Origin of the sequence: Streptomyces geranii (genome assembly GCF_002954775.1) — a bacterium.
GTDB lineage: Bacteria > Actinomycetota > Actinomycetes > Streptomycetales > Streptomycetaceae > Streptomyces > Streptomyces geranii.
The window spans coordinates 228,571-253,457 of record NZ_PJME01000004.1; the positions used below are offsets into that span (position 1 = coordinate 228,571).

A 24,887-nucleotide genomic window follows, 5' to 3' on the forward strand; every position below is an offset into this window, starting at 1 on the left:
GCAATGATCAGTGCCGGGCCCGGCTGGTAGACATGCGGAGCGTGCCGTCGCTCCCGCTCCGCCGCTCGTCGCGCTCCCACCAGGAGTTCCCGTGAAGTTCCTGCTGAACGACATCGTCGCCAACACCCCCGACGCCGCCACCGGCATTCGGCCCACCCAGCGTGACCGTCTCCGCTCCGTCGTCGAACGGGCTGTCCAGGCCGAGGAGTTGGGCCTAGACGCCGTGTCGGTCGGGGAGCGGCACGGTGGCTACTTCCTGTCCTCCTCACCTGCGGTCCTCCTCGCCGCCATCGCCGAACGCACCAGCAGGGTGCGGCTGTTGACGGGCGTCACCGTGCTCAGCATCCTCGACCCGGTGCGGGTCGCCGAGGAGTTCGCGACCCTCGACAACCTCTCCGACGGCCGCGTCGAACTGATCGTCTCCAAAGGCAACCACCCCGACCAGTACGGCCTGTTCGGCCTCGACGAGTCCCTCCAGTGGGACTACCTCGCCGAGAAGTACGAGCTGCTGCGCCGCCTTTGGGAGCCGGACCCCGTCACCTGGTCGGGCCGGTTCCGCACCCCGCTGACCGGTGTCACCACCCAGCCGCGCCCCCTCCAGCCGCGCATCACCGTCTGGCACGGCAGCGCCACCAGCGAGCGTTCCACCGACCTCGCCGCCCGCCACGGCGACCCCCTGTTCACCGCCAACGGCTTTCACCGCAGGGCGCGTTACGCCCGTCTCGTCGACCACTACCGCGAGCGCTGGGCCCACTACGGCCGGGCCCCGGAGGACGCCGTGGTCGCCGCCAGCTTCCCGAGCCTGCTGGTCGCCGACACCTCGCAGAAGGCGCTGGAACTCTTCCGCCCGGTGTGGGAGGCGTTCGCTTCGAGCCCCACGTTCAAGCACAACAAGTCCGAGATCACCACGGTGGAGGAGTTCGTCGGGGAGGGCTCGGCGCTAGTCGGAAGCCCGGCCCAGATCATTGACAAACTCGGCGAGTACCACGAGCTGTTCGGCCACGAACTGACCGGCGTTTCCGTCGAGCACACCCCGGCCGGCCTCAAGGAGGAGACCCTGGAACGGTTCGCCACCGAGGTCGCCCCGACGGTACGCGCGGTTCAGCCGAGCCGGGTCTGGGCCGACTGAGCGCCGGGCACCGACCGTGGGCGTCCCGCACAGCCGCCGCCCCTCCCCGCGCCCCCTCCCTGATGCCTGAACATCCGGCCGACCCACAGGAGTTGCAGCCATGGCCGCCACCACCTCCGCCGCGCGCAGGAACGCCGCCGAAGTACCCGTCGAGGGGGAAGCCGAGCCGCTTCTCGACACCGCCCCCGATGCCCAGCCCGGACTGCGCGAGTACCTGGAGGTCAAGCGGGCCGCCCTGCTCGCCAAGCGGGAGGCCCAGCGGACGGACCCCCTGACGGAACCACACAGGCTGCGCGCCCGTACGAAGGCGGAGGAGCGCAGCGGCGTACGGCGTATCCGCATCCGGCACCACCAGATCCTCAGCGACTCCCCGCTGGACTTCGCCGGGTACGACCTCGGGCCCGCCTCCCCGGAGATCCAGCTCGGCGTGCTGTCCAGCTGCCTCACCCACATCTTCCTCATCCAGGCCGCCGACCTGCGGATCCCGCTGGATTCCCTGGAGGTCGAGGTCCAGGCCGACCAGGACCCGCGCGCCGGCCAGCCAGGCTTCGAAAAGGTGCCGATCCACCCCCACAACATCGCCTACACCGTGCACATCACCTCACCCGCGGGCAAGGACCGCATCCGCGAGCTGCACGAAATGGTCGAGCGCAAGTGCCCGATCTACAACCTGCTGATCAACCCGCAGTCCATCACCGGCCGGGTCGTGCTGACGGGCAGCCCGGAGGAGGTCTGACGGTGCCGAACCGAGCCGGGTCATGACGTCGGTCGCGTCTCCTGGGCCTCCGGGGTCTCCTGAGCTTCCGGGGTCCCCGAGGTGCGCTGGGCATCCGGGGTGTTCTGCGCGGGCTTCCGCGCCAGGTGTGCGGCGACGGCCATGACGACGACGGCGGTCAGGACGATCCCGGCGCCGACGTAGAGCGGCGAGGTGTAGCCGAGGCCCGCGGTGATGGCCAGGCCGCCGAGCCAGGCGCCGAGGGCGTTGCCGAGGTTGGACGCGGACACATTGGCACTGGCGGCCAGCGCCGCGCCGTGGGCGTAGTCGGTGACCCGGGTGATCATGCCGGGCACACCGGCGAAGCCGAACACGCCCAGCAGGAAGGTCAGTACGACCGAGGCGGCGGGGTGGGCGGCCAGCAACCCGAACAAGGTCAGGGTCACGGTGAGCCCGAGCAGCGCGAGCACCAGGGCGCGGTCGCGGTCGTGGTCGGCAGCCCGGCCGCCGACCAGGTTCCCGACGACCAGGCCGGCGCCGTACACCATCAACAGCCAGGCGACGTCCCCGGACGAGAAGCCGCCGACCTCGGTGAAGGTGTAGGCGAGGTAGCTGAACGCGCCGAACATCCCGCCGTAGCCGAGCGCGGTGGCCGTCAGCGTCAGCCAGACCTGCCAGGACCGGAACGCCCGCACCTGGGCACGCAGGCTGGTGGGTGACGCCGGAGTCGGAGTCGGCGCTGACGCTGGCGCTGGCGTCGAGTCGCCGCTCTTCACCAACGGCCCGTACCCGTACCGGGACTTGGGCCCAGATGCAGCGCCGTCCGCCCGGCCAGGTACGAGGGCGGCGATCCCCGCCAGTGCGAGCACGCCGATCGCGGTGACCGCCCAGAAGGCGGCCCGCCAGCCCCAGCGCTCGCCGATCAGCGCACCGAACGGCACGCCCAGCACGTTCGCCAGTGTCAGCCCGGCGAACATGACGGCCACCGCGCGGGACTTCTTCTCCGGTGCGACCAGGCCGCGCGCGACCAGCGAGCCGATGCCGAAGAACGAGCCGTGGCACAGTGCTGCGACGATCCGCCCGAGCAGCATCACCCGGTAGTCCGGCGCGACGGCGGACAGCAGGTTGCCGACGACGAACAGCGTGACCAGCCCGACCAGGACCCGCTTGCGGGGCAGCCGTACCGTCGCCGCCGTCAGGACGATCGCGCCGACGGCGACACTCAGCGCGTACCCGGAGATCAGCCGCCCCGCCGCCGCCTCGGACACCGCGAAACTCGCCGCCACCTGCGGCAGCAGCCCGGCGATCAGGAACTCGGTCAGCCCGATCCCGAAACCGCCCAGTGCCAGGGCGACGAGCCCGACCGGCATTCGCCGCACGCCACCGCCGGCCGCGCTGAATTCGCTCATCGCCACACCCTCACGCCTGGCGGCGGACCCGGTCCATGGACAAAGACCGACAACGCTTGGACATAGGACGGTCCCTCGCGTCGAACTGGAGTGCGCCAATGGCCACAACCCGCACCCGCACCTGGACCCGCACATGACGTCCCGTGCGGCTCTGCCCTCAGCAGACCGGGTGGACGGCACAACGAGGCCTGCCCAGGATGGCCGTATGGGGAAAACCGCGGCGGTGCGTCGACTCGACCTGGGGTACTTCATCCGGCCGGCCTCGGAGACAGGCGGCCCGGAACCGAGAGTCGAACCTGTGCTCGCCTACCTGGTGAGACATGACCGCGGCCTGCTCCTCTTCGACACCGGCATCGGCAGCGCCGACCCCGGGACCGAAGCGCACTACCGACCCCGACGCCGTCCGCTGCGAGAGGCGTTGTCGGCGGCGGGAGTCACCCTCGGCGACATCTCCCTGGTCGTGAACTGCCATCTCCACTTCGACCACTGCGGTGGCAACCCCCTCTTGGCGGGCAAGCCGATCCTGGTCCAGAAAACGGAGTTGGCCACCGCCCGCCGAGGCGGCTACACCATCGACGAACTCGTCGACTTTCCCGGCGCGGTGTACGAGGAGTTGGCCGGTGAGGCCGAGATCTGGCCGGGTGTCTGGATCGTCCCGACCCCCGGACACACCCAGGGGCATCAGTCGTTGGTCCTCCGGCAGGCCGACGGCACGGTGATCCTCGCAGGCCAGGCGCACGACTTCGCATCCCTGTTCGCCTCGGGCGTGCTGGCCCGCCAGGCCGCCCTCGACGGCGTCGAAGAGCCGCTGCCCGCCTATGAGCACTGGCTGGACCGGCTCGCCGAACTCGACCCCCGACGTGTCTACTTCGCCCACGACTGCTCGGTCTGGGAGCCTGCAGCCCCCGCCTAGACGGCCGCTACGCCCAAGTCGAGCCGCTGCCCGCCCTGTTCGGCGTCGCCCGGTGCTGGGTGGCGGGCGCCTCACCGACGGCCGCCCTGCAGAAACTCCCCCGGACCTCGGACGCGACCCCGGAGACGGTCGGCAGCCTCGGTGCCTGGCCGTCCCTGCTGGTGGTCGCGGTGGGCACGGCGGACACGGTGGCGTTGCTGCTGCTGGCCGGGGTGACCTGCACCCGGGTGTGGGGCGGAAGAGCGGCCCCTGACGCGCCGACCGGGCTACCGGTCGGCGAATCCGTCGGCCAGGGTCCAGCGCAGGGTGGTGTCCCTCCCGAAGACGACCTCGCGTCCGTCGTCGGAGACGGAGACCTTCTCCCAGCCGTCGAAGTCCTTCGTGACGTCGATGTCCCAGTCGGTGAGGTCGCCCGTGCCGACGGCGGCGAGGGATGCGGCCGGGGGCTCGCCGTCGTAGCAGTAGGGGCCGAAGTCCGCGACGGCCGCGACCGTCCCGCCGTTCGCGCGCAGCTCGATGCCCTGGCACGCGTCCACGTCGGTGCGGTGGATGACCGTCGCCGCCGTCCAGGCCTTCGCCTTGGGGCTGTAGTGCTGCTCGACAAGACCCTTGCCCTGCCGGTAGTACATGGCCACCCGGCGGCCGTCGTCGAGTCTCACTTCGGCGTTGTACGGGCTGGGACCGTCGCTCCAGGGCAGATCGCTCCGCTGCAGTTCGGAGGCGTAGGTGGAGGAATCCTGGAAGGGGCTGGGAGACGGGTCGTCAGCCACCGGGTCCGCGTGCCCGCAGGCCACCACCGCCGTCATCACCCAGACGCACAGCGAACCCCAGGCCAGCGCCTGGCCAGCAGACTTACGCACGCGCACCCTCTTCTCCGTTTCTCCGATCACCTCACCTCGGCGCAGCATAGGCGGCCGGCCTTCGGCCGACGGGTCACGGACGACGCCCACGGGTCGGCGCCTCGCCCCGTACGGCCAGCGCCTGGAGCCGGTACTCGGTCGGCGGCACCCCGTATGCGGTACGGAAGGCGCGGCTGAAGTCGGCGGGGCGGTGGAGGCCCCAGCGGGCGGCGATCGTGTGTACCGGGGTGGTGCGGAGGGCGGGGTCCGCCAGGTCCCGGCGGGCGCCCTCCAGGCGTTGGCTGCGGATCCAGGCCGCCACCGTCTCGCCCCGGCCCTGTTGCTGGAAGAGGCGGTGCAGATAGCTGAGGGAGATGTGGTGGGCGGCGGCGATCACCGGCGGGGTGAGCTGCGGGTCGTGGAGGTTCTCCAGGATGAAGGCCCGTATGTGCGCGGTCAGGGTTCTGTCGCGGATCTCCGGGGGCAGCGCCGACTCGGTGTCGAGCACCTGCGCGAACCAGGCCCGCAGCAGGTCGAGCAGGGCCGCGCCCAGGCGTGGTGCGTCGGCCGGCTGAAGGGAATCGGCCTGCTGGTTCAGCCCGGTGAGGAACCCGGCCAGCAGGGCGCCCACCCCCTCCTGCCCCGACAGCCGCCTGCCCAGCAGCTGTCCGACCTGCTCCGGTGGCATGGGCAGCAGCACCTTGGGGAACTCCACGCCCACCCCCGTGACGACCCGACGGTCCCGGTCGTCCGGCGGCCTCACGTCGTACGGGCGCGAGGTGTCGATCACGTACAGGTCCTGCGGGCCGTGCGTATCGGCCCGCCCGGCGTGGTCGACGCCCAGCCCGCCGCCGAGCACCAGCGACACGTGGTAGAACTCCGGGTCGGACTGCCGCACCATCCGCGCGTCCCGCAGAAACCGCGTCGGCCGGAACGACGCCGGCCACACCGTCACCTGCCCAAGCTCCAGCAGGCGTTGCTCCGCCCAGAAGTCGGTGGCGTACTCACTGCTCATGTCACTGGGCGCGTGTGTCCGGCCGATCAGCTCACGCCAGTAGTCGAAGCGGTCCTCTGCTGCCACGTCCTCGCTGCGGAACTTTGCCCCGATCATCGCCGCTCGTCTCCCTTCGTCCGGTGCGGGCGGAGTGGGTGTCCGTCAGACCGATTGTTCTCCACCAGGTGGCGGATCGCTGCGGCGGGGCGCCCGGCGTCGGCCGGAACGCCCCGCTGGTGCGTGTCGGTCAGGAGGGCGAGCCGGCGTCGACGGGGGTCAGCTTCGTGGTGCTCAGGGTCGTGGCGGCACTGGTGGGGCTGGCTGCGTACAGGTAGAACCTCTCCCAGGAGCCACTGACCGCGCTCGAACGGGCCCGCAGCACATTGGCGTTGTAACCCGTGTAGTCCGCTTCGGCGGAGACGAAGCGCCCGTTCGCCACCGAACGGAATGACCAGGACTTCGTGTCCTGGTCGTAGCAGGCGTCGAACTTCTCCCACGACCCGGTGATCGTGGTGGACCGGGCGCGCAGCATGGCCTGGTTCTCGCCAGATGTGTCGATCTCCGCGGCGACGAAGCGGCTGTTACCCAGGTTCCTGAACGCGACCTGGTCTGTGGTGGTGTTCTCCCACACCTGGAACTTCTCCCAGGAGCCGTTCGAAGAGGCAGCCCTGGCGCGGAGCATGCCGTAGTTGCCGTCCTCGTAGTCCAGTTCGGCGCTGACGTAGTTGCCGGTACGGGCGGACCGGATCGTGATGTACGAGGCGTCGATCGAGTGGCCGCACGTCACCGCCGAGGCCGAGACGTCGGCCGCGTTCGCGGAGGTGGATCCGAGTGCCGTCAGGCCCAACAGGCTGGTGACGCTGAGGGCGAGCGAGATGAGCTTTCGCACGTGATCTCCTACGGAGTCGATTGAGAGAGGTCCGGTGTGCTTCCCTGACCGATCTCAGCGGGCCAGGAGTTGTCCGGCAGCCCCTCTTCGCCACTTCGGACAATCGTGTTGTGCCATGTCAGGGCGCCCGGTTCGGTGGTCAAGTGGCTGAAGGGGAGGCGTTGTTGTGGTGTTCTGGCGCGTCTAGCGTGTCGTGGTCATGTCGGTTCGGGGGTGGGGGAGTGGTTGGGGTGGGGCGGCGGGAGGGCGTGCTGGAGCCGGGGGGCGGTCCGGTGCAGGCGTTGGCGCACGACTTGCGGTTGCTGCGGCGCAAGGCGGGTGGGATCACGTACCGGGCGATGGCGGAGCGTTGCGCGTACTCGGCGGGGACGCTGGCGGATGCGGCGGCGGGGCGCAGGCTGCCGTCGTTGCCGGTGTTCCTGGCGTATGTCGGGGCGTGTGGTGGGGAGTTGGGGGAGTGGGAGCGGCGCTGGCGTGAGACGTCGGGGGAGGAGGCCGCGCACCCGGTGCGGTGCGAGGGTGACGGTGAGGGGGTGGCGCCGTATCGGGGGCTGGCGCGGTTCGAGCCGGGGGACCGGGAGTTGTTCTTCGGGCGCGGCCAACTGGTCGGCGATGTGCTGGAGTTGGTGGGCAGGGCGCGGTTCGCGGCGGTGGTGGGTGCTTCGGGGACGGGGAAGTCGTCGTTGTTGCGGGCCGGGTTGATTCCCGCGTTGCGGGAACGGCCGGGGGTGGTGGGCGGGTTGGCCGCGGTGCGTGTCCTGACCCCGGGGGAGCATCCGTACCGTACGCATGCGCGGCGGCTGGTGCCCGGGGACGGGGTGGGGGACACGCTGGTGGTGGTCGACCAGTTCGAGGAGGTCTTCACCCTCTGCCACGATGCGGCCGAACGCGCGCGTTTCATCGACCGGTTACTGTCCTGTGCCGACGACGGCAGCCGGCTGCGGGTGGTCATCGGTGTGCGGGCGGACTTCTACGGCCGCTGCGCGGTCCATCCCGGGCTGGCTGCCGCGTTGCGGGACGCGGGTCTGCTGGTCGGGCCGATGGGGCCGGCGGAACTGCGCGAGGCGATCGTGCGGCCGGCCGCGGCGGCGGGACTGATCGTCGAACGCGCCCTGACCGCCCGTATCGTCGCCGAGGTCGCCGACGAACCCGGTGCGCTGCCGTTGATGTCCCATGCCCTGCTGGAGACCTGGCGCCGGCGTCGCGGACGGGCTCTGACCGAGGCCGCCTACGACGCGGCGGGCGGACTGCGCGGGGCCCTCGCGCAGACCGCCGAGACCGCCTACGCCGCCTTCTCACCCGCCGAGGCCGACCACGCAAGGCGGGTGCTGCTGCGGATGGTCAGCCCCGGCGAGGGTGTCCAGGACACCCGCCGTCCCGTCGAGCGGACGGAACTCGGCCCCGACAGCGGCCCGGTCCTGGAACGTCTGGCCACAGCCCGTCTGATCACCCTCGACGCCACCACCGCCGACCTTGCCCACGAGGCCCTCATCACGGCCTGGCCACGCCTGCGTGGCTGGGTCGACGAGGACCGTGAACGCCTGCGTCTGCACCGCCACCTCACCGACGCCGCCCGGTCCTGGGACCAACTCGGCCGCGACGCAGGGGCGTTGTACCGGGGTACCCGGCTGGCCGCTGCGGAGGAGGTGTTCGCGTCGGCGGACGTCCGCGCGAGTCTTACCCCGTTGGAGGCGTCCTTCCTCGACGCCAGCATCACGGCGCGTGAGGAGGAGCGCCGTGCGGTCATCCGTACGGCCCGGCGTCTGCGGGTCTTCGCGGGTGCCGTGTCCGTCCTGCTCGTCCTGGCCGTTCTCGCGGCGGGACTTGCCTACGGGCAGCGGCAGAACGCGCTGGCGCAGCAACGCACCGCGCTGTCCCGTCAGTTCGCCGCGCAGGCGACGGCGCTGGCGGACAAGAATCCGGATCTGGCGGCGCTGCTGGCCGTGGAGGCGTACCGGACGAGCCCCACGCGGGAGGCCGAGGCCCTGCTCTACGCCATGGACAGCAGGCCACTCGTACGCGCGTTCACCGGCTGTGTCAGGTGCCGTGGCGCGGTGTTCCGCCCGGACGGTCGAGTCCTGGCCGTTGATTCGACGGGGGTACGGCTGCTGGACCCGGCCACCGGCCGGGTCACCACCGCCCTGGCGGACTACGAACTCCCCCTGGAACTGCTGGCGTTGAGCCCCGACGGGCGCACCCTCGCCACCAGCGACAGCTCCCGTTCCGTGCGGCTGCGTGATCTGGCCACCGGCCGTGACCTGGCCACCTTCCGCAACCTCGAAAGGCCGCCCACGGAGCTGGTGTTCAGCCCCGACAGCCGTACCCTCGCCACCGTGGTCGGCCGCGGATCCGTCCTGCTGTGGGACGTGGCGGGCGGCCGGGCGAAGGCGGTCCCGCGCAGACCCGCCGACGAGCGGGTGCGCACCGTGCGCTTCAACCCGGCGGGACGCGCGCTCGCCGTCGGCTACGGAAAGTCCGGGCTGCGGGTCTGGGACGTGGCCACCGGCCGCACCCTGCTGTCCCCCGCGCCCGATCTCCGTGATGTCTGGGCGCTGGCACTCAGTCCGGACGGCCGCACCCTCGCCACCGTCGAGGGCGAACAGGCCACGCGCCTGTGGGATCTGACCACCGGCCGGGCCAGAACGATCCGCGTCGACCGGATCGACAGAGGAGTGTCCATCCTCTTCAGCCCCGACAGCACCACCCTGCTCACCAGTGGCAACGAGGCCGCGATGTACCTGTGGGACGTGGCCACCGGCCAGAGCCGGGCCGTCTCCACCCACCCCTCCGGCTATCTCTCGTCCATGGCCTTCAGCCCCGACGGACGCACGCTGGTCGTGTCGGAAACCGAAGGTCCCGTACGGCTGTGGGACACCACCGGCCGGGCCCGAGCCACGCGCACGGACCCCACCCAGACGGTCAGCTTGGTCGCCTTCGGCCCGGACGGCCGGAGCGTCGTCATCGCGCACAAGGGAACAAGCCGCAGGAAGGCCGAGGACACCGGATACAGCCTCTGGGACCCGGCGGCCGACAGCACCCGACTCCTGTACCGCCCGACGGACTTGGACGTGTACTCCAGCGCGTACGACGCGCGGGGAGGCGTGCTCGCGCTGGGCGGCGACGACGGCACCGTACGCCTCCAGGACGTGACAACCGGCCGGACGCGGGCCACCCTCACCACCCACCACGGAACCGTGACACGCGTGCGGTTCAGCCCGGACGGCTCCTCCCTCGCGACCGTGACCTCGCGCGGAGGCGACTGGCGCAGCACGAGCGAGGTGCGGCTGTGGGACCTGTCCACCGGCGGGACCACCACCACCTTCGACGAACGTTCCGCAAACTCCCTCGTCTTCAGCCCGGACGGCCGCTACGTCGCCACTCACCACCAGGACCGCATCAGTGTGCGGGACACCGCTTCGGGCCGGGTCGAGGCGGCCATCCGCATCAACGGAACCGCGCGCGGCGTCCAAGGCGTGGCCATGGCCCCGGACGGCCGTACCCTCGCGGTGGGCCTCGACGACGGTTCCGTACAGCTCTGGAACATGTCGGCGGGCGACTTCGAGGCCACCCTCGACAACAGGACCACCACCGGCACCGACACCATCACCGCGCTCGCCTTCAGCCCCGACGGACGTACCCTCGCCGTCGGTCACGACGGTGCCGGGCAGTCCGTACAGCTGTGGGACGTCGCCACCCGCTACCTCCGCGCCACGATCCAGGGAGACCGGGACATGGCCGACCCGCTCGGGTCCGCTTTCGATGTGCTGGCCTTCAGCCCGGACGGCCGGACGCTCGCCACCGCCAGTGTCCACGGAACCGTTCGTACCTGGAACGCCACGATGCCCGCCCCGGCCGCCGTGATCCGCCGGATCCAACGGGCCGTCAACCGCGAACTGACGCTCCAGGAACGCTCGGTGTACCTCCCGGGTCAGGGGACGGAAGCCGCCCTGCCGGGTTCGACGACCAGGACTACCAAGGGCCGTGGTCGAGCAGACCCAGCGTCAGGGCGGCCAGCGCGGTGGCGAGGAAGACGATTCCGCCGACGATGTTCCGGGAGCCCACCCGCAGATGGGCGATGATCGCGCCGACGAAGTAGAGCACGAGGCCGGAGGCGGCGAGGGTGCCCAGGAGCGGCACGGCGAGCCCCGCCAGCAGGCCCACGGTCCCCGCCGCCAGCAGCATGCCCAGCACCGGCACCCACTTCCGGTCCAGGCCCTTCATGTCCGCCTGGGTCTTGGGGTATTCGTGGCCGACCAAGTAGGTGACGGCGGCGGCGCCGTTGAAGACCGTGCCGAGGACGGTGACCGTGAGGTAGGCGGCGAACAAGTTCTCTTCCGTTTCTCTGGGGAATGGTGCGGCCGGCACCCCGCTGTGGGATGCCGTTCCCCTGGACGACGGATCGGCGCCGCGATTCGTGACATCGGAGGCTGTCGGCGTCTTCTACGGCTCCGGGAACACCAGGCGTACGCCGTACAGTTGCTCGGCGGCGCGCAGGGCCGGGACGAGAGTGGTGCGCAACGCCCGTACGGCGGCTGCGTGTTCGGGGGCCGCCAGGAAGCGGGTGCGCAGCTCGGTGCGGGCCGGCTCGCGCACCGCCTCGACCGGGCGCATGCAGGCGGCGTACGCCTGGCCCAACCGGCTCTCCTGTGCGGGGAGTTCGCTCGCGTCGGCGCTCTGCATCAGCCGGTCGGCGAGGGCGAAGTAGGCCTGCTCGTCGGCGGCTTCGATGCCGTGGCGGGCGAAGCAGTCCGGCAGGGTGCGCAGGGCGCGGGCGGTGGCGGTGGCGTCGTCCTGGCTCAGTGAGGCGATCGTGCCGAACCACTGTCCCTGCACTTCGGCGTACCGGTCGCGCAGGGCCTGGGCCTTCGCCGTTCCCCGGGCGAGGCACGTCCGTGTCTCGGCCGCCGTTCCGGTCCGGTCCGGGGCCGGGCTCGACGGCGGCGCGGGCACGGTGGCGCTCTCGCTGAAGCCGTGGCGGGCGATGAAGTCCAGGTCGGGGACGTCGGAGAAGCGGATGAAGGCGACCGGGATCCGGCCGGGCAGGGCGAAGCCGTGCTCGCGGGCGCAGGAGGCCGCCACGGCCTGCCGCACCTGCTGGGTGAACACGTCAAGCCCCTGTGTCCAGCGGGACTCCGCGCCGGTCGCGGGCAGGACCATGCGTACGGGGTCGGCAGGCAGGGTCTCGCTGAGCCGCGCCGGGGTCACGGTGGCCGCACGGGGGCCGTAGACGGGCCGCTCGGCCGGAGCGGCCGTGCACGCGGTGGCCAGGGTGAGTGCGGCGAGGACGATCGCGGTGAGCGGCGGGCGGGGCGAACGGAACATCCGGATCCTCGGGTTCATGGGTCCTGCCTGCGGAGGAGCGGTGCCGTGATCGGCTCGGGCCACGGCACCGCTGGAGCCGGACCGGTCTCAGTGCGTGATCACGACCCGGTCGCCACCGCCGAACCAACTGTCCACCGAGAAGCGTGCGTTGTCCTTGACGCTGGAGCACAGGACGTAGGTGTCGGTGGCGTACGTGCCGTTGTTGATCCGCAGATAGCCCGCGCTGCAGGTCTTCCAGGTACTGGTGGAGGTGTAGTAGAGACGGCCGGCGTACCAGTCGTACGTCGTGGCCGTCAGGTTCTGCGCCTCGGTCAGGTTGAGGTCGCTGCAGGTGCTGGTGGCCGACTTGAGCGCCTGGCTGCCGTTGTCGTCCTCCCAGTCGCCGGTGATGAGCACCACGTTCCGGCACGCGTCCGGCGCCGCGGACGCGGTGGGCGCGAGCACCAGAGAACCGGCGGCACAGGCGAGCGCGAGCGCACTCGCGGCGATGGCTTTCCTCATGTTTCCCCCAAGATCGGGTCGGAGCGGATCGGGCACCCGAAACGCTCGCAGACCCCCCTCCCCGGCGACCACGCTCTTCGACGCAGCTCTAAAGTCCCGTGTCACACGCCGGAATTGGCGCTTCCGGCGGTGCGCGGGACCTCGGTCGGCCTGAGCAGCGCGGCGCCCAGCGGGGTGAGGGTGTGCAGCACCGTGTTGTGGTGGCGGTGGCTGAAGACCAGGCCCGCGTCGCGCAGCACGGTGGTGTGGTGGGAGACCGTGGGCATCGACACGCCCAGCAGCGCGGCCAGTTCGGAGGTCGTAGCGCCCAGTGCGAGGGACCGCAGCACGGTCGCGCGGGTCCGGCCGAGCAGTGCGGCGAGCGAGGCGTCGGGCGGGCGTTCGGGCGCGGGGGCGCGCAGACCGTGCACGGGGTAGACCAGGAGCGGCTGGAGGGCGTCGTCGGCCATCGAGATCGGCGTCCGCCAGCAGAAGTAGGAGGGGACCAGGCGCAGTCCGCGGCCCGCGAGGTGCAGGTCGCGGTCCTCGACGTAGTCGACGTGCAGGACCGGCGGGTGCCAGCGGACGGCGGGCGACAGGCCGGCGAGCAGCCCGTCGAGTCCGGTCGCGAGGGAGTCCCGGCCGCGCAGGGCGCGATCCGAGGCGACCGTGGCGAGCACACGGCTCTCGTGGGGCGCGATGACCGCGTCGTGGTAGGCCCGCAGGAGCCCGGCCAGGTCCTCCCGGGCCGTGCGCTCCACCAGCCGGAGTGTCCAGTCGGGGGCGCCGCTCGACCGGTCCAGCATCCGTATCTCCTGGGCGACCCGCTCCGGCGGTGTGTCGACGATCGCCGCGAGCCCCCGCTCCAGCCCGTCGGCCGCGTCGTGCGGGGTGAGGAAGTCGGGCATGTAGAGGGCCCTGGGCAGCACGGGGACGAGTAACCGGCTTACGGCTGCGCCGAGTTGGGTGCCGGCGAGGACGGTCCGGGTCTCGCGGTACCAGTCGGCGTACGCCCAGCGGCCCCGCGTGGTCTGCAGCCGGTGCAGGCTGCAGGCGATCTCCCAGAGCGGGTCCGGGGCGCTCGCCACCCGGACGCGGGTCAGGTCCTGCGGCGTGAAGTGGATGCGCAGCACGAGCACCGTCCCCAAGCCGAGTCGTCGTCCCACAGTGGAAGCAGCTTGGGGCACAGGGAACCTAGGGACAACAAAGAGACCACCAGGACGGTACTTCCGGGGGCCGGTGTTCCGGCAGGCCGCGCGCGGGGTACCGACCCCGGCGGGCCGGTCGGAGTCAGCTGTCGAGCAGGTCCCGTGTCCGCACCGGGCCGCCCGACTCGAAGGACCGGTTCGCGGCCAGGCCCGTGACCAGGGAGCGGGCGCCGTCGGTGGCGTTCGCCGCCCGGCCCAGGGGGTCGGGGGCGGGCTCGCCGAAGAGGTCCGCGAGCATCCGTACGTCGCCGCCGCCGTGGCCGCCCTCGCCGGTCGGTACCTCGATCTCGCGCGGCGGCTCCCAGAACCGGCGCAGTGTCAGCTCCGTACGGCCCGCCGTGTCGCCCGCCGACTCGCCGTGCAGCACCGCGCTGTCACCCGGCACGGCCACCTCGGACCGGGTCCAGGTGGACTCTTCCACCAGCAGTTCCAGCCGCCCCTCGCTGCCGTTGAAGGCGATCCGGTAGCCCTCCCAGGGGGCGTACGCCGTGAGGTGGTAGGTGAGGGTTGCGCCGGTCGCGTACCGCACGAGGACCGCCATGTCGTCCTCGATGGTGACGCCGGGGCCGAACACGTTCTGGTCGCGGTGGTAGCCGTCCTCGGCCTCCGCGTCGAGGTACAGCGCGCTGAGCAGGGGCGAGTCCTTGAGGTGTACGGCGAAGGGGTCGTCCTTCGCGGCCGGGGAGCCGTGGGCGCGGGTGTAGTCCCGGGCCAGGCCCCGGCGGGCGCCCGCCTCGTCGCCGTAGAAGAACAACCCGCCCTGCGCGTACACGGTTTCGGGTTCGGTGCCCAGCCACCAGTTGACCAGGTCGAAGTGGTGGGTCGCCTTGTGGACCATCAGGCCACCGGAGTTGGCCTTGTCGCGGTGCCAGCGGCGGAAGTAGTCGGCGCCGTGCCGCAGGTCGAGCAGCCACTCGAAGTGCACGGAGCCGACCTCGCCTGTCGCGCCGGACGCGAGCAGTTCCCGTACGGCCGAATGCACCGGGTTGTAGCGGTAGTTGAAGGCGACCCGCACCTCGCGGCCGGTGCGGTGGACGGCGTCCAGGATGCGGCGGGCCTTGTCGGCGTCGGTCGTCATCGGCTTCTCGGTGACCACGTCGCAGCCCGCCTCAAGGGCGCGCACGATGTAGTCGTCGTGGGTGCGGTCCACGGACGTGACCACCACGAGGTCGATCCGTTCGCGGCGCAGCAGTTCGCCGAAGTCCTCGGCGGCGTACGAGGGTACCGAGGCGTCGATCCACTCGTTGTGGACCGCCATCCGGTGGGAGTTGACATCGCAGAAGGCCGCCGCTTCGATCCGGTCCGAGTAGGGACCGGCGAGCGCCTGGGTGAAGAGCCGGGCGCGGGCGCCCAGTCCCACCACGGCGGCGCGGCGACGTGCGGTGTCGGCAGGCATGCGGTCTCCGATCGGATGGGGGAGAACTCGGAGGACAACGACCGGCAGGACGGGGGCGGGGGACATGGCCGGCAGCGCGGCTACCGCGCCGGCCGACCCCGCCAACAGTACGGGCACCAACGGCTGCTCCGGCAGCGAGCGGAACGCCGCCCCGGCGACCGCCCGCCAGCCCGCTGCGCGCGGCCGGCCCTCGTCCGCCGGGCGCGGACACGGCCCGCCGGTGGTCCGGCGGGCCGTGTCGGTGGGGGAGCGGGGGTGGTGGTAAGAGGGCTACATGTGGACCACGGGGGCCGCGTCCGGGTTGTGGACGGGGGCGCCGCGCCGGTAGAGGAGGACGCTGATGACGAGTCCGACGGCGAAGAAGGCGGCGGACCACCAGTAGGCGGTGGAGTAGCCCTCCAGACTGGCCTGGGCGATGACCGTGGGGTCCTTGGGGTTCCTGCCGTCGATGTAGTCGGTGACGGCGCTGGAGAAGAGGGTGTTGAGGAGCGCGGTGCCGAGGGAGCCGCCGACCTGCTGCATCGTGTTGACGGCGGCGGAGGCGACGCCGGAGTCCTCGGCGCGGACACCGTCGGTGGCCAGGCTCATGGCGGGGGCCATGATCAGGCCGAAGCCGAGTCCGGCGATGACCAGCGGCGGCATGATGTGGGCGGTGTAGGTGCTGTCGAGGTCGAGACCGGTGAGCCAGACCATGCCGGCCGCCGCGATGCCCATGCCCAGCGGCACGACCGGCTTGGGGCCGAAGCGGGGGACGAGCACGGTGGTGGCGACGGTCGAGGCGACCATCAGCCCGGCGACCATCGGCAGGAAGGCCAGGCCCGTCTTCACCGGGGTGTAGCCGAGGCTCTGCTGCAGGTAGTAGGTGAGGAAGAGGAAGACCCCGAACATGCCGGCCCCGATGAGCAGGACGGAGACGAAGGAGGCGCCGCGGTTGCGGTCCAGCAGGATGCGCAGGGGCAGCAGCGGGTTCCTGGCCCTGGTCTGCCACCAGGTGAACGCGGCCAGCAGGATGCCGCCGGCGACCAGGAAGCCCCAGGTCCGGACCGAACTCCAGTCGTGGCTCTCGGCGTTGGAGAAGCCGTACACCAGACAGAACAGACCGCTGCCGACCAGGAGAGCGCCCGGGACGTCGATCTTGGCCGTCTTGTCGCGGCTGGTGCGCTGGAGGAGGAGCACCCCGCCGACGAAGGCGGCGGCGGCGAAGGCGAGGTTGACGTAGAGGGTCCAGCGCCAGGTGAGGTACTCGGTCAGTACGCCGCCCAGCAGCAGGCCGACAGCGCCGCCGGCGCCCGCGATGGCGCCGTACACGCCGAACGCCTTGGCGCGTTCCTTGGCGTCGGTGAAGGTCACGGTCAGCAGAGACAGCGCGGCCGGGGCGAGGAGCGCGCCGAACAGGCCCTGCCCGGCCCGGGCGACGATCAGCATCTCGAAGCTGGTGGCGGCACCGCCGAGCGCGGACATCCCGGCGAAGCCGACGAGGCCGACCAGGAAGGTCATCTTGCGGCCGAAGAGATCGGCGATACGTCCGCCGAGCAGCAGCAGGCTGCCGAAGGCGAGCGCGTAGGCGGTGACGACCCATTGCCGGTCGCCGTCCGAGAAGCCCAGGTCCTGCTGGGCCGAGGGCAGCGCGATGTTCACGATGGTCGCGTCCAGCACGACCATGAGCTGGGCGATGCCGATGACGACGAGGATCCACCATCGGCGGGGAGGGGGTGCCTCGGCGGACGGGGATATGGACACGGCGGGGGTGCCGGACGCGTCGGTCGTGGTGTGGGACATGACGGAACTCCAGAAGTGGTCGGACGGAGGGAGGGGGTGGTGAAGAGAGGGGGTGGTGCGAGGTGGGACGGCTGCTGGAGGGAACAGCCGACGGGGTGGAGATGGGATGAAGGGAGGGTCAGGCTGCGGGGACGCTCCGGTGGCCGTCCCTGGCCGCCCGCCAGTTGACGACGGGGCCCGGGAGGACGGCCGCGATGGGATCGCGCCCGTGGCTGGGTCCGGGTCCGGGTCCGGGTGCATGGCCAGGTCCGGGGCCAGGTTCAGGCTCGGGTTCGGACAGCGCGCGGATCCGGGCCTCTCCCGCCGAGGCGGGGGAATAGGTCTGCCAGTAGCGGGCCTCGCGGTTGAGGCTGCCGACGAGCGGCATGAGGTCGGTCGCGGCGGGCAGCGGGATGCCCAGGCGGTCGGCCGTGCTGTCGCCGAAGGTGCGCCGCAGCACGCCGTGGGTGAGCACGCGCAACTGCTCCTCCGCCAGGACCGCGCCCGGCGCGGCGGCCATCGCGCGGGCCTGTGCCTCGACCACGGCCGCCGTCAGTTCCCGTGAGCTGTCGTCGGGCGCGGGCGAAAGGGTGTCGAGCCGGTCCCGCAGCCGACGGGCACCGGCGTGGTCGGTCACGTCGCTCCAGAGCCGCTCGTCGAGCCCGAGGAGATGGGCGACGTGGGACCAGTACCCGTACAGGGACCGCTCCTCGTCGGCGGTGGTGTCGATGCCGACCGCCGACAGGGCCTGGAAGGCGACGAGGGTGAAGCCGAGCCAGGTGCGGGCCAGGTCCAGCCGGCCGACCGGCAGTCCGGGTACGCCCGCGTCCCAGGCCCGCAGCGCCCTGGCCCGCATACGGGCGTGGCGCAGCCGGACCTCGACCGTGGCCACGTATCCCGGCCCTCCGCGCAGCAGCCCGCCCGGCCGGATGGTCTGCCTCGCCCATACGCCGGTCTCCGTGAGCCTGCGCGTCGCCGTGTTCGCCGGGCGGGCCGCGCGGGTCAGCGCGCGGGCGACGGCCGGGGACGCGTGGACGTACGTGAGGGCGCTGGTGACCGAGCAGAGGCCGAACCACATCGGGGGCACGGACAGGCTCACCACGTCACCCCGGTGGGGCAGCAGCGGGTTCGTCCCTGGAGGCGGGGACTCCACCTGCCTGAGCAGGGCGGCCACGGCTTCCGGCGGCCGGGCGTCCAGGTTCGCCAGGCCGTGCCGGAGGCCGGCGTCGAGGGCGTGCTGCGCCCGCGGGCCGACGAGGTCCAGTTCGGCGACGACGGCGTCGGCGAGGGGGTCTCCGGCGGTGAGCAGGGTCACCAGGTCTGTGGTCATGTGGCTCACTCCCAAGTGGGGGGCGGACAGGCCGGGCACGTTGCGCCCGACTCGGCCTCGGGGTGGCGCGAGGCTGTCTGACACACGTCAGATTACTCGTAATCTGACACCCGTCAAGTAGAGTGTTCGCGGACCTCTGGTGGGTCTCAGTCAGGGAGGCAGCGATGGGAGCAAGAGCCGAATCCGCCCGCGGACCGGGACGGCCGGGTGCGGGTACCCCTGCGGTGCCGGAAGGGGAGAGCGTCCTGCTGCGGGGCCTCGAAGCCTTCGCCGAGCTGGGCTACGACCGGGCATCCGCGCGCGAACTGGCCCGCCGCCTCGGGGTCAGCCACAACTTCATCAACGACCGGTACGGGTCCAAGGCGGCGTTCTGGCGGGCGGTCGTCGACTGCGCGTTGGGGGCGCAGCTCGCGCGCATGCCCCGGCCGGACCCCGCCGCCGACGAGGCCGGGCAACTCCGGCAGTTCATCACCGGCTTCTACTGGAACGCCGTGGACACACCCCTGATCGGCCGGCTCATGGTGGACGAGTTCACCCGCGACACCGAGCGGCTGGACTACCTGTTCGAGCGGTACATCGACCCGATGCTGGAGCTGATGAGGCCGGCCGTCGAGCGGCTCGTGACCTCCGGACGGATGGCGCCGGTCCCGGCGGACGTCCTGTTCTTCGCCATCATGGGCCCCGTCTGCGGGATGCTGGAGGTGCCCTTGGCGCTGCGTCTGGGCAGACCCGAGAACGCCTCGCCGCAGCAGCTCGCGGCCACGGCGGAACTGCTGGCGGAGCTGGTGGTCAACGGCTTGCTGGCGACAGGCGGGGGAGTTTCGCGGAGCGGCGGAGGCCTCAACTCACGTGCTTCGTCAGCCGGTGCGCCTCCTCCAGGAGCAGCCGGCCCAGAACCTCCTGGCGATCGGGGCGGAAGCGCGGCTCGATCCCGGTGAGCGTCAGCGCCCAGCCCGGCGCCCCCGCGCTGTCGAACACCGCAGCCGCCATGCCCCACGAGCCCTCGACGATGAGCCCGGGGTTGAGCGCCCAGCCGTGCGCGCGCGTCGCCGACAGCCGTTCCCTGACCCGCGCGTCCGAGTACGGCTCGCCCCACCGCGCGGCCAGGTCCGCCTTCCGCAGGTGGTCGTCCACCTTGCTGTCCGGGAGGTAGGCCAGGACCGCGATCCCGGCAGAGGCGACGCCCAGCGGGAAACGGGCGCCCTCGTGGAGGACGTACGACCGGATCGGGAAGTCGCCGTCCTCCCTCAGGAGCACCACCGTCTCGTCTCCGCGGCGGACCGAGAAGAAGGCGCTCTCCCCGGTCTCCCTGGCCAGCCGGAGCACGCTCGCGCGCGCCTCGTCGCTGAGGTCGTAGCGCGGCGCCGACGCCATGCCGAGCACGTACGTCTCCGGACCGAGAAACCAGCGCCCCGAGCGCGCGTCGCGGTCCACCAGCCCCTCGGCGGCCAGCGATTCGAGGAGCCGGTGCGCCGTCGCACGCGGCAGGTCCGCCTCCTCGGCGACCTGGGTCGTGGTGGCCCCCGACGCGGTGTGGCGGGACAACTGCCGCAGCAGCGCCGCCGCACGCGCCACGACACTCGGCGATTCGCTCATGTCTCTCAGATTAGCGTCCACTCAGTGGACGCGGTTCACTGCGATGTCCGTCGAGTGGGAGATGTGAGGACCTCCATTGACTGTTTCCGGCCCCTGTTGCCATAAAGAATCATGACCGCTGGGTGGACGCTCAGTGGTCGTCGTCTTCCGGAAGGGCAACGGCCATGACCATGCTGCGAGCCAGTGCGCGGGACGCGCTGGCGGAAACGCTCCGTGACGGGATCACCATCGCGGTGGGCGGCTTCGGGCTCTCCGGCAACCCCGTCGACCTCATCGAGGCCGTACGCGACTCGGGCGTACGCGACCTGACGATCGTGTCGAACAACATGGGCGTCGACGGGAAGGGCCTGGGGCTGCTCCTGGAGAGCAACCAGGTGTCCAAGGTCGTCGCCTCGTACGTCGGGGAGAACAAGCTGTTCGCCCGGCAGTACCTGGACGGGACGCTGGAGGTCGAGTTCTGCCCCCAGGGCACGCTCGCCGAGCGGCTGCGCGCGGGCGGCGCCGGGATCGCCGGCTTCTACACGCGCACCGGCGTCGGCACGCTGGTGGCCGAGGGCAAGCCGCACGCGGAGTTCGACGGCCGGACCTGGGTCCTGGAGCGCGGCATCGTCGCCGACCTCGCCCTCGTCCACGCGCACACCGCCGACGCGGCGGGCAACCTGCGCTATCGGCGGACGGCCCGCAACTTCAACCCCCTGGTGGCGACGGCCGGGCGGGTCACGGCGGTCGACGCCGAAGTGGTGCTCGACGGACACCTCGACCCCGACGACGTGATGACTCCCGGCATCTACGTCGACCACGTGGTCCGGGCCGCCGACCGGCCCAAGGAGATCGAACGGCGCACGGTACGGCAGCTGACCGCCGTCGGACAGGAGGCCTGACATGCCCTGGACCAGGGACGAGATGGCGGCCCTCGCCGCGCGCGAACTCAGGGACGGCGACTACGTCAACCTCGGCATCGGCATTCCGACACTGGTGGCCAACCACCTCCCCGAGGGCGTGAACGTACTGCTGCAGAGCGAGAACGGCCTGCTCGGCATGGGGCCCTTCCCGTACGACGGCGAGGAGGACGCGGATCTGATCAACGCCGGGAAGCAGACGGTCACCGCCGTGCCCGGGGCCTCGGTCTTCGACTCCGCGACCAGCTTCGGGATGATCAGGGGCGGCCATGTGGACATCGCCGTCCTGGGCGCGCTCCAGGTCTCCGCTACCGGGGACCTCGCCAACTGGACGGTCCCGGGCAGCTTCGTCAAGGGCATGGGCGGCGCCATGGACCTGGTGGCCGGCACCCGCCGGGTGGTCGTGCTCACCGATCACGTGGCGCGGGACGGCTCGCCGAAGATCGTCGAGAAGTGCACGCTCCCCCTGACCGGACTGGGCGTCGTGCACCGCGTCATCACCGACCTCGCGGTCCTCGACGTCACCCCCGACGGTCTCGTCGTACGCCGACTCGCCCCGGATGTCGGCCTGGACGACCTCCGGGCGGTCACCGGGGCACCCGTGGAAGCGGCCGTCTGACGGGCGTCAAGTAAGGTGTGGACGTCCGTGGACCGCGAGGCGCGCGGGCGAGACCGAGGAGACGCGGAGGCAGGGATGGGCGGCGCGAAGGCCGAATCGGTGCGACGCCCGGGACGCCCGGGTGCGGACACCCCCGCCGTGCCCAAGGAACAGAACATCCTGCTGCGGGGCCTCGAAGCCTTCGCCGAACTCGGCTACGACCGGGCCTCCGCACGCGAACTGGCCCGCCGCCTCGGCGTGAGCCACAACTTCATCAACGACCGCTACGGCTCCAAGGCGGCGTTCTGGCGCGCGGTGGTGGACTCCGCGATGGGCGCGCAACTGTCGAGCATGCCGCCGGTGGACCCCTCGGCGGACGACGCCGAGCAGCTCCGGCAGTTCATCACCGGCCTCTACCGGACCTCGGTGGACACACCCCTGCTCGGGCGGATCTTCGTCGACGAGTTCTCCCGCGACACCGAGCGCCTGGACTACGTGTACGAGCGCTACATCGGGCCGACCCTGCAGACCGTGGTGCCCAGCATCGACCGCCTCGTGGCCTCCGGCCGCATGGCCCCCGTACCGATGGACGTGCTGTTCTTCGCGATCCTCGGTCCCATCTCGGGAATGCTGGAGGTCCCGCTGGCCCGGCGCCTGGGCCGCTCCGAGGCCGAATCGCCCGAGCAGCTCACGGCCACGGCGGAACTGCTGGCGACGCTGGTGGTCAACGGACTCCTCGCGACGGGTTCGGGCGGCCACTGACCTCACACCACCGTGACCGGATAGGGGCGCCGGAACGTATGGCGGCCCGCGCCGATCTCCAACGGACCCTCGCCGTCGGGCAGTTGGACCTCGGCGCGGGTGTTCGGCGGGATCAGCGCCTCGACCACGAGAGTGTGCCCGCCGGCTCCCTCCCCGTCCTCCTCGACGCGCCAGCCCGCCTCCGCCCTGCCGTACGGCGTGTCGTGCGCCGCCTTCGCCCAGGTCAGGTCGCCGCCGGGCACCGGGGCGATACGCAGCCGCCGCCAGCCCGGTTCGGCGGCGGCCAGGCCTGCCGCCGTGCGGTGCAGCCAGTCGGCCACGGCGCCCAGCGCGTAGTGGTTGAACGACGTCATCTCGCCCGGGTTGACCGTGCCGTCGGGCAGCATCGCGTCCCAGCGCTCCCAGACCGTGGTGGCGCCCATGGTCACCGGGTACAGCCAGGACGGGCACTCCTTCTCCAGCAGCATCCGGTAGGCGAGCTGAGGCTCACCCGCCGCGCACAGGGCGTCGCAGATCAGCGGCGTACCGGTGAAGCCGGTGGCGATCCGGAAGGACGCCCGGCGCACGATGGCCGCCAACCGCTCACCCGCGCCCCGCCGTTGACGCTCCGTCGGCAGGAGCGAGAAGCACAGCGCCAGGGCGTACGCGGTCTGCGCGTAGGAGGCCAGCAGGCCGTCCGGCGTCACGAACCGGTCGGCGAACCGCTCGCGCACCGCCCGTGCGTGCTCCCGGAAACGGGTCTCGTCGGCGTCGTGACCGAGGAGCGCGGCGGTGTCGGCCAGCACCTCGGCGGTACGGACGACATACGCGTTGGCCACCAGGTCGCCGTCGGTGCGCGCGTCGCCCGGCCGGTCCGGGGGCGCCGCCGGGTCGAGCCAGTCGCCGAGCTGGAACTCCTGCCGCCACAGCCCGCCGCCCGCCGCCACGAGCCGGACGGTCGCCTCGCCCCAGGCCAGCATGCTCGGGTACTGCGTGCGCAGCAGCTCCAGATCCCCGAACCGCTGGTACAGCGTCCACGGCAGCTGCACCGCGACATCCGCCCACACCGCCTGCGGGCCGAAGTCCGGGAAGACGTCCGGCAGTACGTCCGGCACGACGAGGGGCGGTGTGCCGTCCGGCCGGGCCGACTGCTCGGCGGACAGGTCGCGCAGCCAGCCCGTCAGCATGCCGGAGCAGTCGTGGAGGAAGGACGCGGTGGGTCCGAACACCTGGAGATCGCCGGTCCAGCCCAGGCGTTCGTCACGCTGCGGGCAGTCCGTCGGCACGTCGACGAAGTTGCCGCGCATGCCCCAGACGACGTTCTCGTGCAGCCGGTTCACGAGCGGGTCGGAGCACTCGAACCAGCCGGTGCGGGCCATGTCCGTGTGCAGCACCACGGCTTCGATGTCGGCGGGGTCCAAGTCACCGGGCCAGCCGTCGACTTCGGCGTAGCGGAAGCCGTGGAAGGTGAAGTGCGGCTCGTACGTCTCCACGCCCTCACCGCGCAGTACGTAGCTGTCCGTGGCCTGCGCGAACCGCAACGGCCGGGTGCTCAACTCCCCGTCCTCCAGGACCTCCGCGTGCCGCAGGGTCACCGTGTGCCCGGCCGGGCCGGAGACCCGGATGCGCAGCCGTCCGACCAGGTTCTGGCCGAAGTCCAGGACGGTCCGCCCGGAGGGCGTGGTGAGCACCCCGACCGGGGCGAGGGTCTGGACGCGTCGGACCGGCGGACCCGTCGGCGCCACCAACTCGGCTGCGGGAGGCGGGAGTTCACGAACAGGGAGCCAGCCGGCCGAGTCGTGTCCCGGCGCGGACCAGCCCGCGCGCCCCAACCGGGCGTCGTACGCCTCGCCGTCGTAGATCTCCGAGCGCAGGAGTGCCCCGGTTGCCGTGCTCCACCGTTCGTCGGTGCCGACGGTGGCCGTGGTCCCGTCGGCGTACACGACCTCCAACTGGGCGAGCAGCGCCCGCTGTTCGCCGTAGAGGTCGCGTCGGCCGCCGCCGAAGCCGAGGCGTCCGGTGTACCAGCCCTCGCCGAGCAGCGCGCCGAGGGTGTTCGAGCCGGGGTGGAGGAGGGAGGTGACGTCGAACGTCTGGTAGCGCAGGCGGTGTCGGTAGGAGGTCCAGCCGGGGGACAGGACGTGGTCGCCCACCGGCCGTCCGTTGATCTCGGCCGAGTAGACGCCGTACGCGGTGATGTACAGCCGGGCCGAGGCGACCGGGCCGGTGAGGTTGAGGTCGCGGCGCAGCAGTGCGGCGGGCAGCGGCTTCCCGGCGGCGGGGCCGAGGTCGGGCGTGACGGGGCGGGCCGTCCAGTCGGCGGGGTCCAGGAGACCGGCCTCGACGTGGGCGACCGGCGACCAGGGCGAGGGCTCGGTGTCGCCCTCGCCCCACACCCGCACTCGTACGCCCGCCCGTTCACGGGAGCGGAGGGGCCCGCCGGGCCACGGCACCAGGACCGACTCGCCGGACTCGACCCGCCCGGTGTCGGCGGTGACGGTGCCGTCGGCGGCGCTGATCTCCACCTGGTGGGCGGCCTGCCGCCAGTCGGGCGCGTCGGTGAGCGTCCGCCAGCTCAGCCTGGGCGCGGGCTCGCCGATGCCCAGGGGCTCACGGTGATGCTCGAAGACGGGCGGTGTGACGGTGAGGCGCACGGTGGTCAACTCCGGGG

General features: G+C 71.9%; 23 protein-coding genes. 9 read left to right on the plus strand and 14 right to left on the minus strand.

Translation table 11 applies throughout. From position 1 onward, the window contains the following. Positions 1 to 91: 91 nt before the first annotated feature. Positions 92 to 1,129: an LLM class flavin-dependent oxidoreductase gene (locus CW359_RS08055; protein WP_105969083.1), complete on the plus strand. Its 1,038-nt coding sequence runs from the start codon at positions 92 to 94 to the stop codon at positions 1,127 to 1,129. A 100-nt stretch (positions 1,130 to 1,229) separates the two neighbouring features. Then, positions 1,230 to 1,865, plus strand: a complete 636-nt coding sequence (locus CW359_RS08060; RefSeq protein ID WP_232838284.1) for an OsmC family protein — start codon at positions 1,230 to 1,232, stop codon at positions 1,863 to 1,865. A gap of 20 nt (positions 1,866 to 1,885) precedes the next feature. Here the strand turns inward: CW359_RS08060 and CW359_RS08065 are convergent, their stop codons facing one another. Further along, positions 1,886 to 3,214 carry an MFS transporter gene (locus CW359_RS08065; protein WP_105969084.1) on the minus strand — a complete coding sequence of 443 codons (1,329 nt, stop codon included), beginning with the start codon at positions 3,212 to 3,214 and terminating at the stop codon, positions 1,886 to 1,888. Positions 3,215 to 3,458: 244 nt separating this feature from the next. On the opposite strand from CW359_RS08065, the gene CW359_RS08070 reads away from it, so the two are divergent. After that, the gene (locus CW359_RS08070) at positions 3,459 to 4,166 is read left to right on the plus strand and encodes an N-acyl homoserine lactonase family protein (protein WP_105969085.1); all 708 of its coding nucleotides are present in this window, start codon (positions 3,459 to 3,461) and stop codon (positions 4,164 to 4,166) included. A 7-nt stretch (positions 4,167 to 4,173) separates the two neighbouring features. Here CW359_RS08070 and CW359_RS45170 read toward each other — a convergent pair whose 3' ends face one another. The 4 genes from CW359_RS45170 to CW359_RS08090 all read right to left on the minus strand — a co-directional run bounded on the left by CW359_RS45170 (position 4,174) and on the right by CW359_RS08090 (position 6,888). Continuing rightward, positions 4,174 to 4,344, minus strand: coding sequence for a hypothetical protein (locus CW359_RS45170; RefSeq protein ID WP_157968510.1), 171 nt, complete (start codon positions 4,342 to 4,344; stop codon positions 4,174 to 4,176). A gap of 88 nt (positions 4,345 to 4,432) precedes the next feature. Continuing rightward, complete coding sequence (locus CW359_RS08080) at positions 4,433 to 5,026, minus strand: hypothetical protein (protein ID WP_232838285.1); 594 nt, start codon at positions 5,024 to 5,026, stop codon at positions 4,433 to 4,435. 73 nt (positions 5,027 to 5,099) lie between these two features. Continuing rightward, positions 5,100 to 6,116, minus strand: coding sequence for an AraC-like ligand-binding domain-containing protein (locus tag CW359_RS08085; RefSeq protein WP_105969086.1), 1,017 nt, complete (start codon positions 6,114 to 6,116; stop codon positions 5,100 to 5,102). A gap of 130 nt (positions 6,117 to 6,246) precedes the next feature. Next, positions 6,247 to 6,888, minus strand: a complete 642-nt coding sequence (locus tag CW359_RS08090; RefSeq protein WP_105969087.1) for a fascin domain-containing protein — start codon at positions 6,886 to 6,888, stop codon at positions 6,247 to 6,249. A 230-nt stretch (positions 6,889 to 7,118) separates the two neighbouring features. On the opposite strand from CW359_RS08090, the gene CW359_RS08095 reads away from it, so the two are divergent. After that, entirely contained in the window at positions 7,119 to 10,967 is a 3,849-nt protein-coding gene (locus CW359_RS08095; RefSeq protein WP_232838286.1) for an nSTAND1 domain-containing NTPase, read from the plus strand. Here the strand turns inward: CW359_RS08095 and CW359_RS08100 are convergent. The 5 genes from CW359_RS08100 to CW359_RS08120 all read right to left on the minus strand — a co-directional run bounded on the left by CW359_RS08100 (position 10,858) and on the right by CW359_RS08120 (position 15,294). Continuing rightward, a complete protein-coding gene (locus CW359_RS08100) occupies positions 10,858 to 11,214 on the minus strand; it encodes a DoxX family protein (protein ID WP_105969088.1) in 357 nt (118 codons plus the stop codon). The genes CW359_RS08095 and CW359_RS08100 overlap by 110 nt on opposite strands. A 114-nt stretch (positions 11,215 to 11,328) precedes the next feature. Beyond that, complete coding sequence (locus tag CW359_RS08105) at positions 11,329 to 12,228, minus strand: hypothetical protein (protein WP_105969089.1); 900 nt, start codon at positions 12,226 to 12,228, stop codon at positions 11,329 to 11,331. 69 nt (positions 12,229 to 12,297) lie between these two features. Beyond that, entirely contained in the window at positions 12,298 to 12,711 is a 414-nt protein-coding gene (locus CW359_RS08110; RefSeq protein WP_105969090.1) for a hypothetical protein, read from the minus strand. Between the two features lie 101 nt (positions 12,712 to 12,812). Continuing rightward, complete coding sequence (locus CW359_RS08115; protein ID WP_332874964.1) at positions 12,813 to 13,856, minus strand: ArsR/SmtB family transcription factor; 1,044 nt, start codon at positions 13,854 to 13,856, stop codon at positions 12,813 to 12,815. Between the two features lie 124 nt (positions 13,857 to 13,980). Then, positions 13,981 to 15,294 carry a Gfo/Idh/MocA family protein gene (locus CW359_RS08120; protein ID WP_105969264.1) on the minus strand — a complete coding sequence of 438 codons (1,314 nt, stop codon included), beginning with the start codon at positions 15,292 to 15,294 and terminating at the stop codon, positions 13,981 to 13,983. A 64-nt stretch (positions 15,295 to 15,358) separates the two neighbouring features. Between CW359_RS08120 and CW359_RS45175 the strand changes: the two genes are divergently transcribed. Beyond that, entirely contained in the window at positions 15,359 to 15,559 is a 201-nt protein-coding gene (locus CW359_RS45175) for a hypothetical protein (protein WP_157968511.1), read from the plus strand. Positions 15,560 to 15,564: 5 nt separating this feature from the next. On the opposite strand, the gene CW359_RS08125 is transcribed toward CW359_RS45175, so the two are convergent. Both CW359_RS08125 and CW359_RS08130 read right to left on the minus strand, forming a co-directional pair. Next, the gene (locus CW359_RS08125) at positions 15,565 to 17,073 is read right to left on the minus strand and encodes an MFS transporter (protein ID WP_105969091.1); all 1,509 of its coding nucleotides are present in this window, start codon (positions 17,071 to 17,073) and stop codon (positions 15,565 to 15,567) included. Positions 17,074 to 17,191: 118 nt separating this feature from the next. Further along, a complete protein-coding gene (locus CW359_RS08130; RefSeq protein ID WP_105969092.1) occupies positions 17,192 to 18,382 on the minus strand; it encodes an oxygenase MpaB family protein in 1,191 nt (396 codons plus the stop codon). A 164-nt stretch (positions 18,383 to 18,546) separates the two neighbouring features. On the opposite strand from CW359_RS08130, the gene CW359_RS08135 reads away from it, so the two are divergent. Next, a complete protein-coding gene (locus CW359_RS08135) occupies positions 18,547 to 19,320 on the plus strand; it encodes a TetR/AcrR family transcriptional regulator (protein WP_105969093.1) in 774 nt (257 codons plus the stop codon). On the opposite strand, the gene CW359_RS08140 is transcribed toward CW359_RS08135, so the two are convergent. Then, positions 19,223 to 19,978 (minus strand): IclR family transcriptional regulator, encoded by a 756-nt coding sequence (locus CW359_RS08140; RefSeq protein ID WP_105969094.1) that lies wholly within the window; start codon positions 19,976 to 19,978, stop codon positions 19,223 to 19,225. The two genes, CW359_RS08135 and CW359_RS08140, sit on opposite strands and share 98 nt — an antisense overlap. Before the next feature lie 164 nt (positions 19,979 to 20,142). Here CW359_RS08140 and CW359_RS08145 point away from each other — a divergent pair, with 164 nt between their 5' ends. From CW359_RS08145 to CW359_RS08155, 3 genes are all read left to right on the plus strand, one after another. After that, a complete protein-coding gene (locus CW359_RS08145) occupies positions 20,143 to 20,859 on the plus strand; it encodes a CoA transferase subunit A (RefSeq protein WP_105969095.1) in 717 nt (238 codons plus the stop codon). 1 nt (position 20,860) lies between these two features. After that, positions 20,861 to 21,496 (plus strand): CoA transferase subunit B, encoded by a 636-nt coding sequence (locus tag CW359_RS08150; protein WP_105969096.1) that lies wholly within the window; start codon positions 20,861 to 20,863, stop codon positions 21,494 to 21,496. 138 nt (positions 21,497 to 21,634) lie between these two features. Then, a complete protein-coding gene (locus CW359_RS08155; protein ID WP_232838287.1) occupies positions 21,635 to 22,237 on the plus strand; it encodes a TetR/AcrR family transcriptional regulator in 603 nt (200 codons plus the stop codon). Positions 22,238 to 22,239: 2 nt separating this feature from the next. Here the strand turns inward: CW359_RS08155 and CW359_RS08160 are convergent, their stop codons facing one another. Next, positions 22,240 to 24,870 carry an alpha-L-rhamnosidase gene (locus tag CW359_RS08160; protein ID WP_105969098.1) on the minus strand — a complete coding sequence of 877 codons (2,631 nt, stop codon included), beginning with the start codon at positions 24,868 to 24,870 and terminating at the stop codon, positions 22,240 to 22,242. Positions 24,871 to 24,887: the final 17 nt, after the last annotated feature.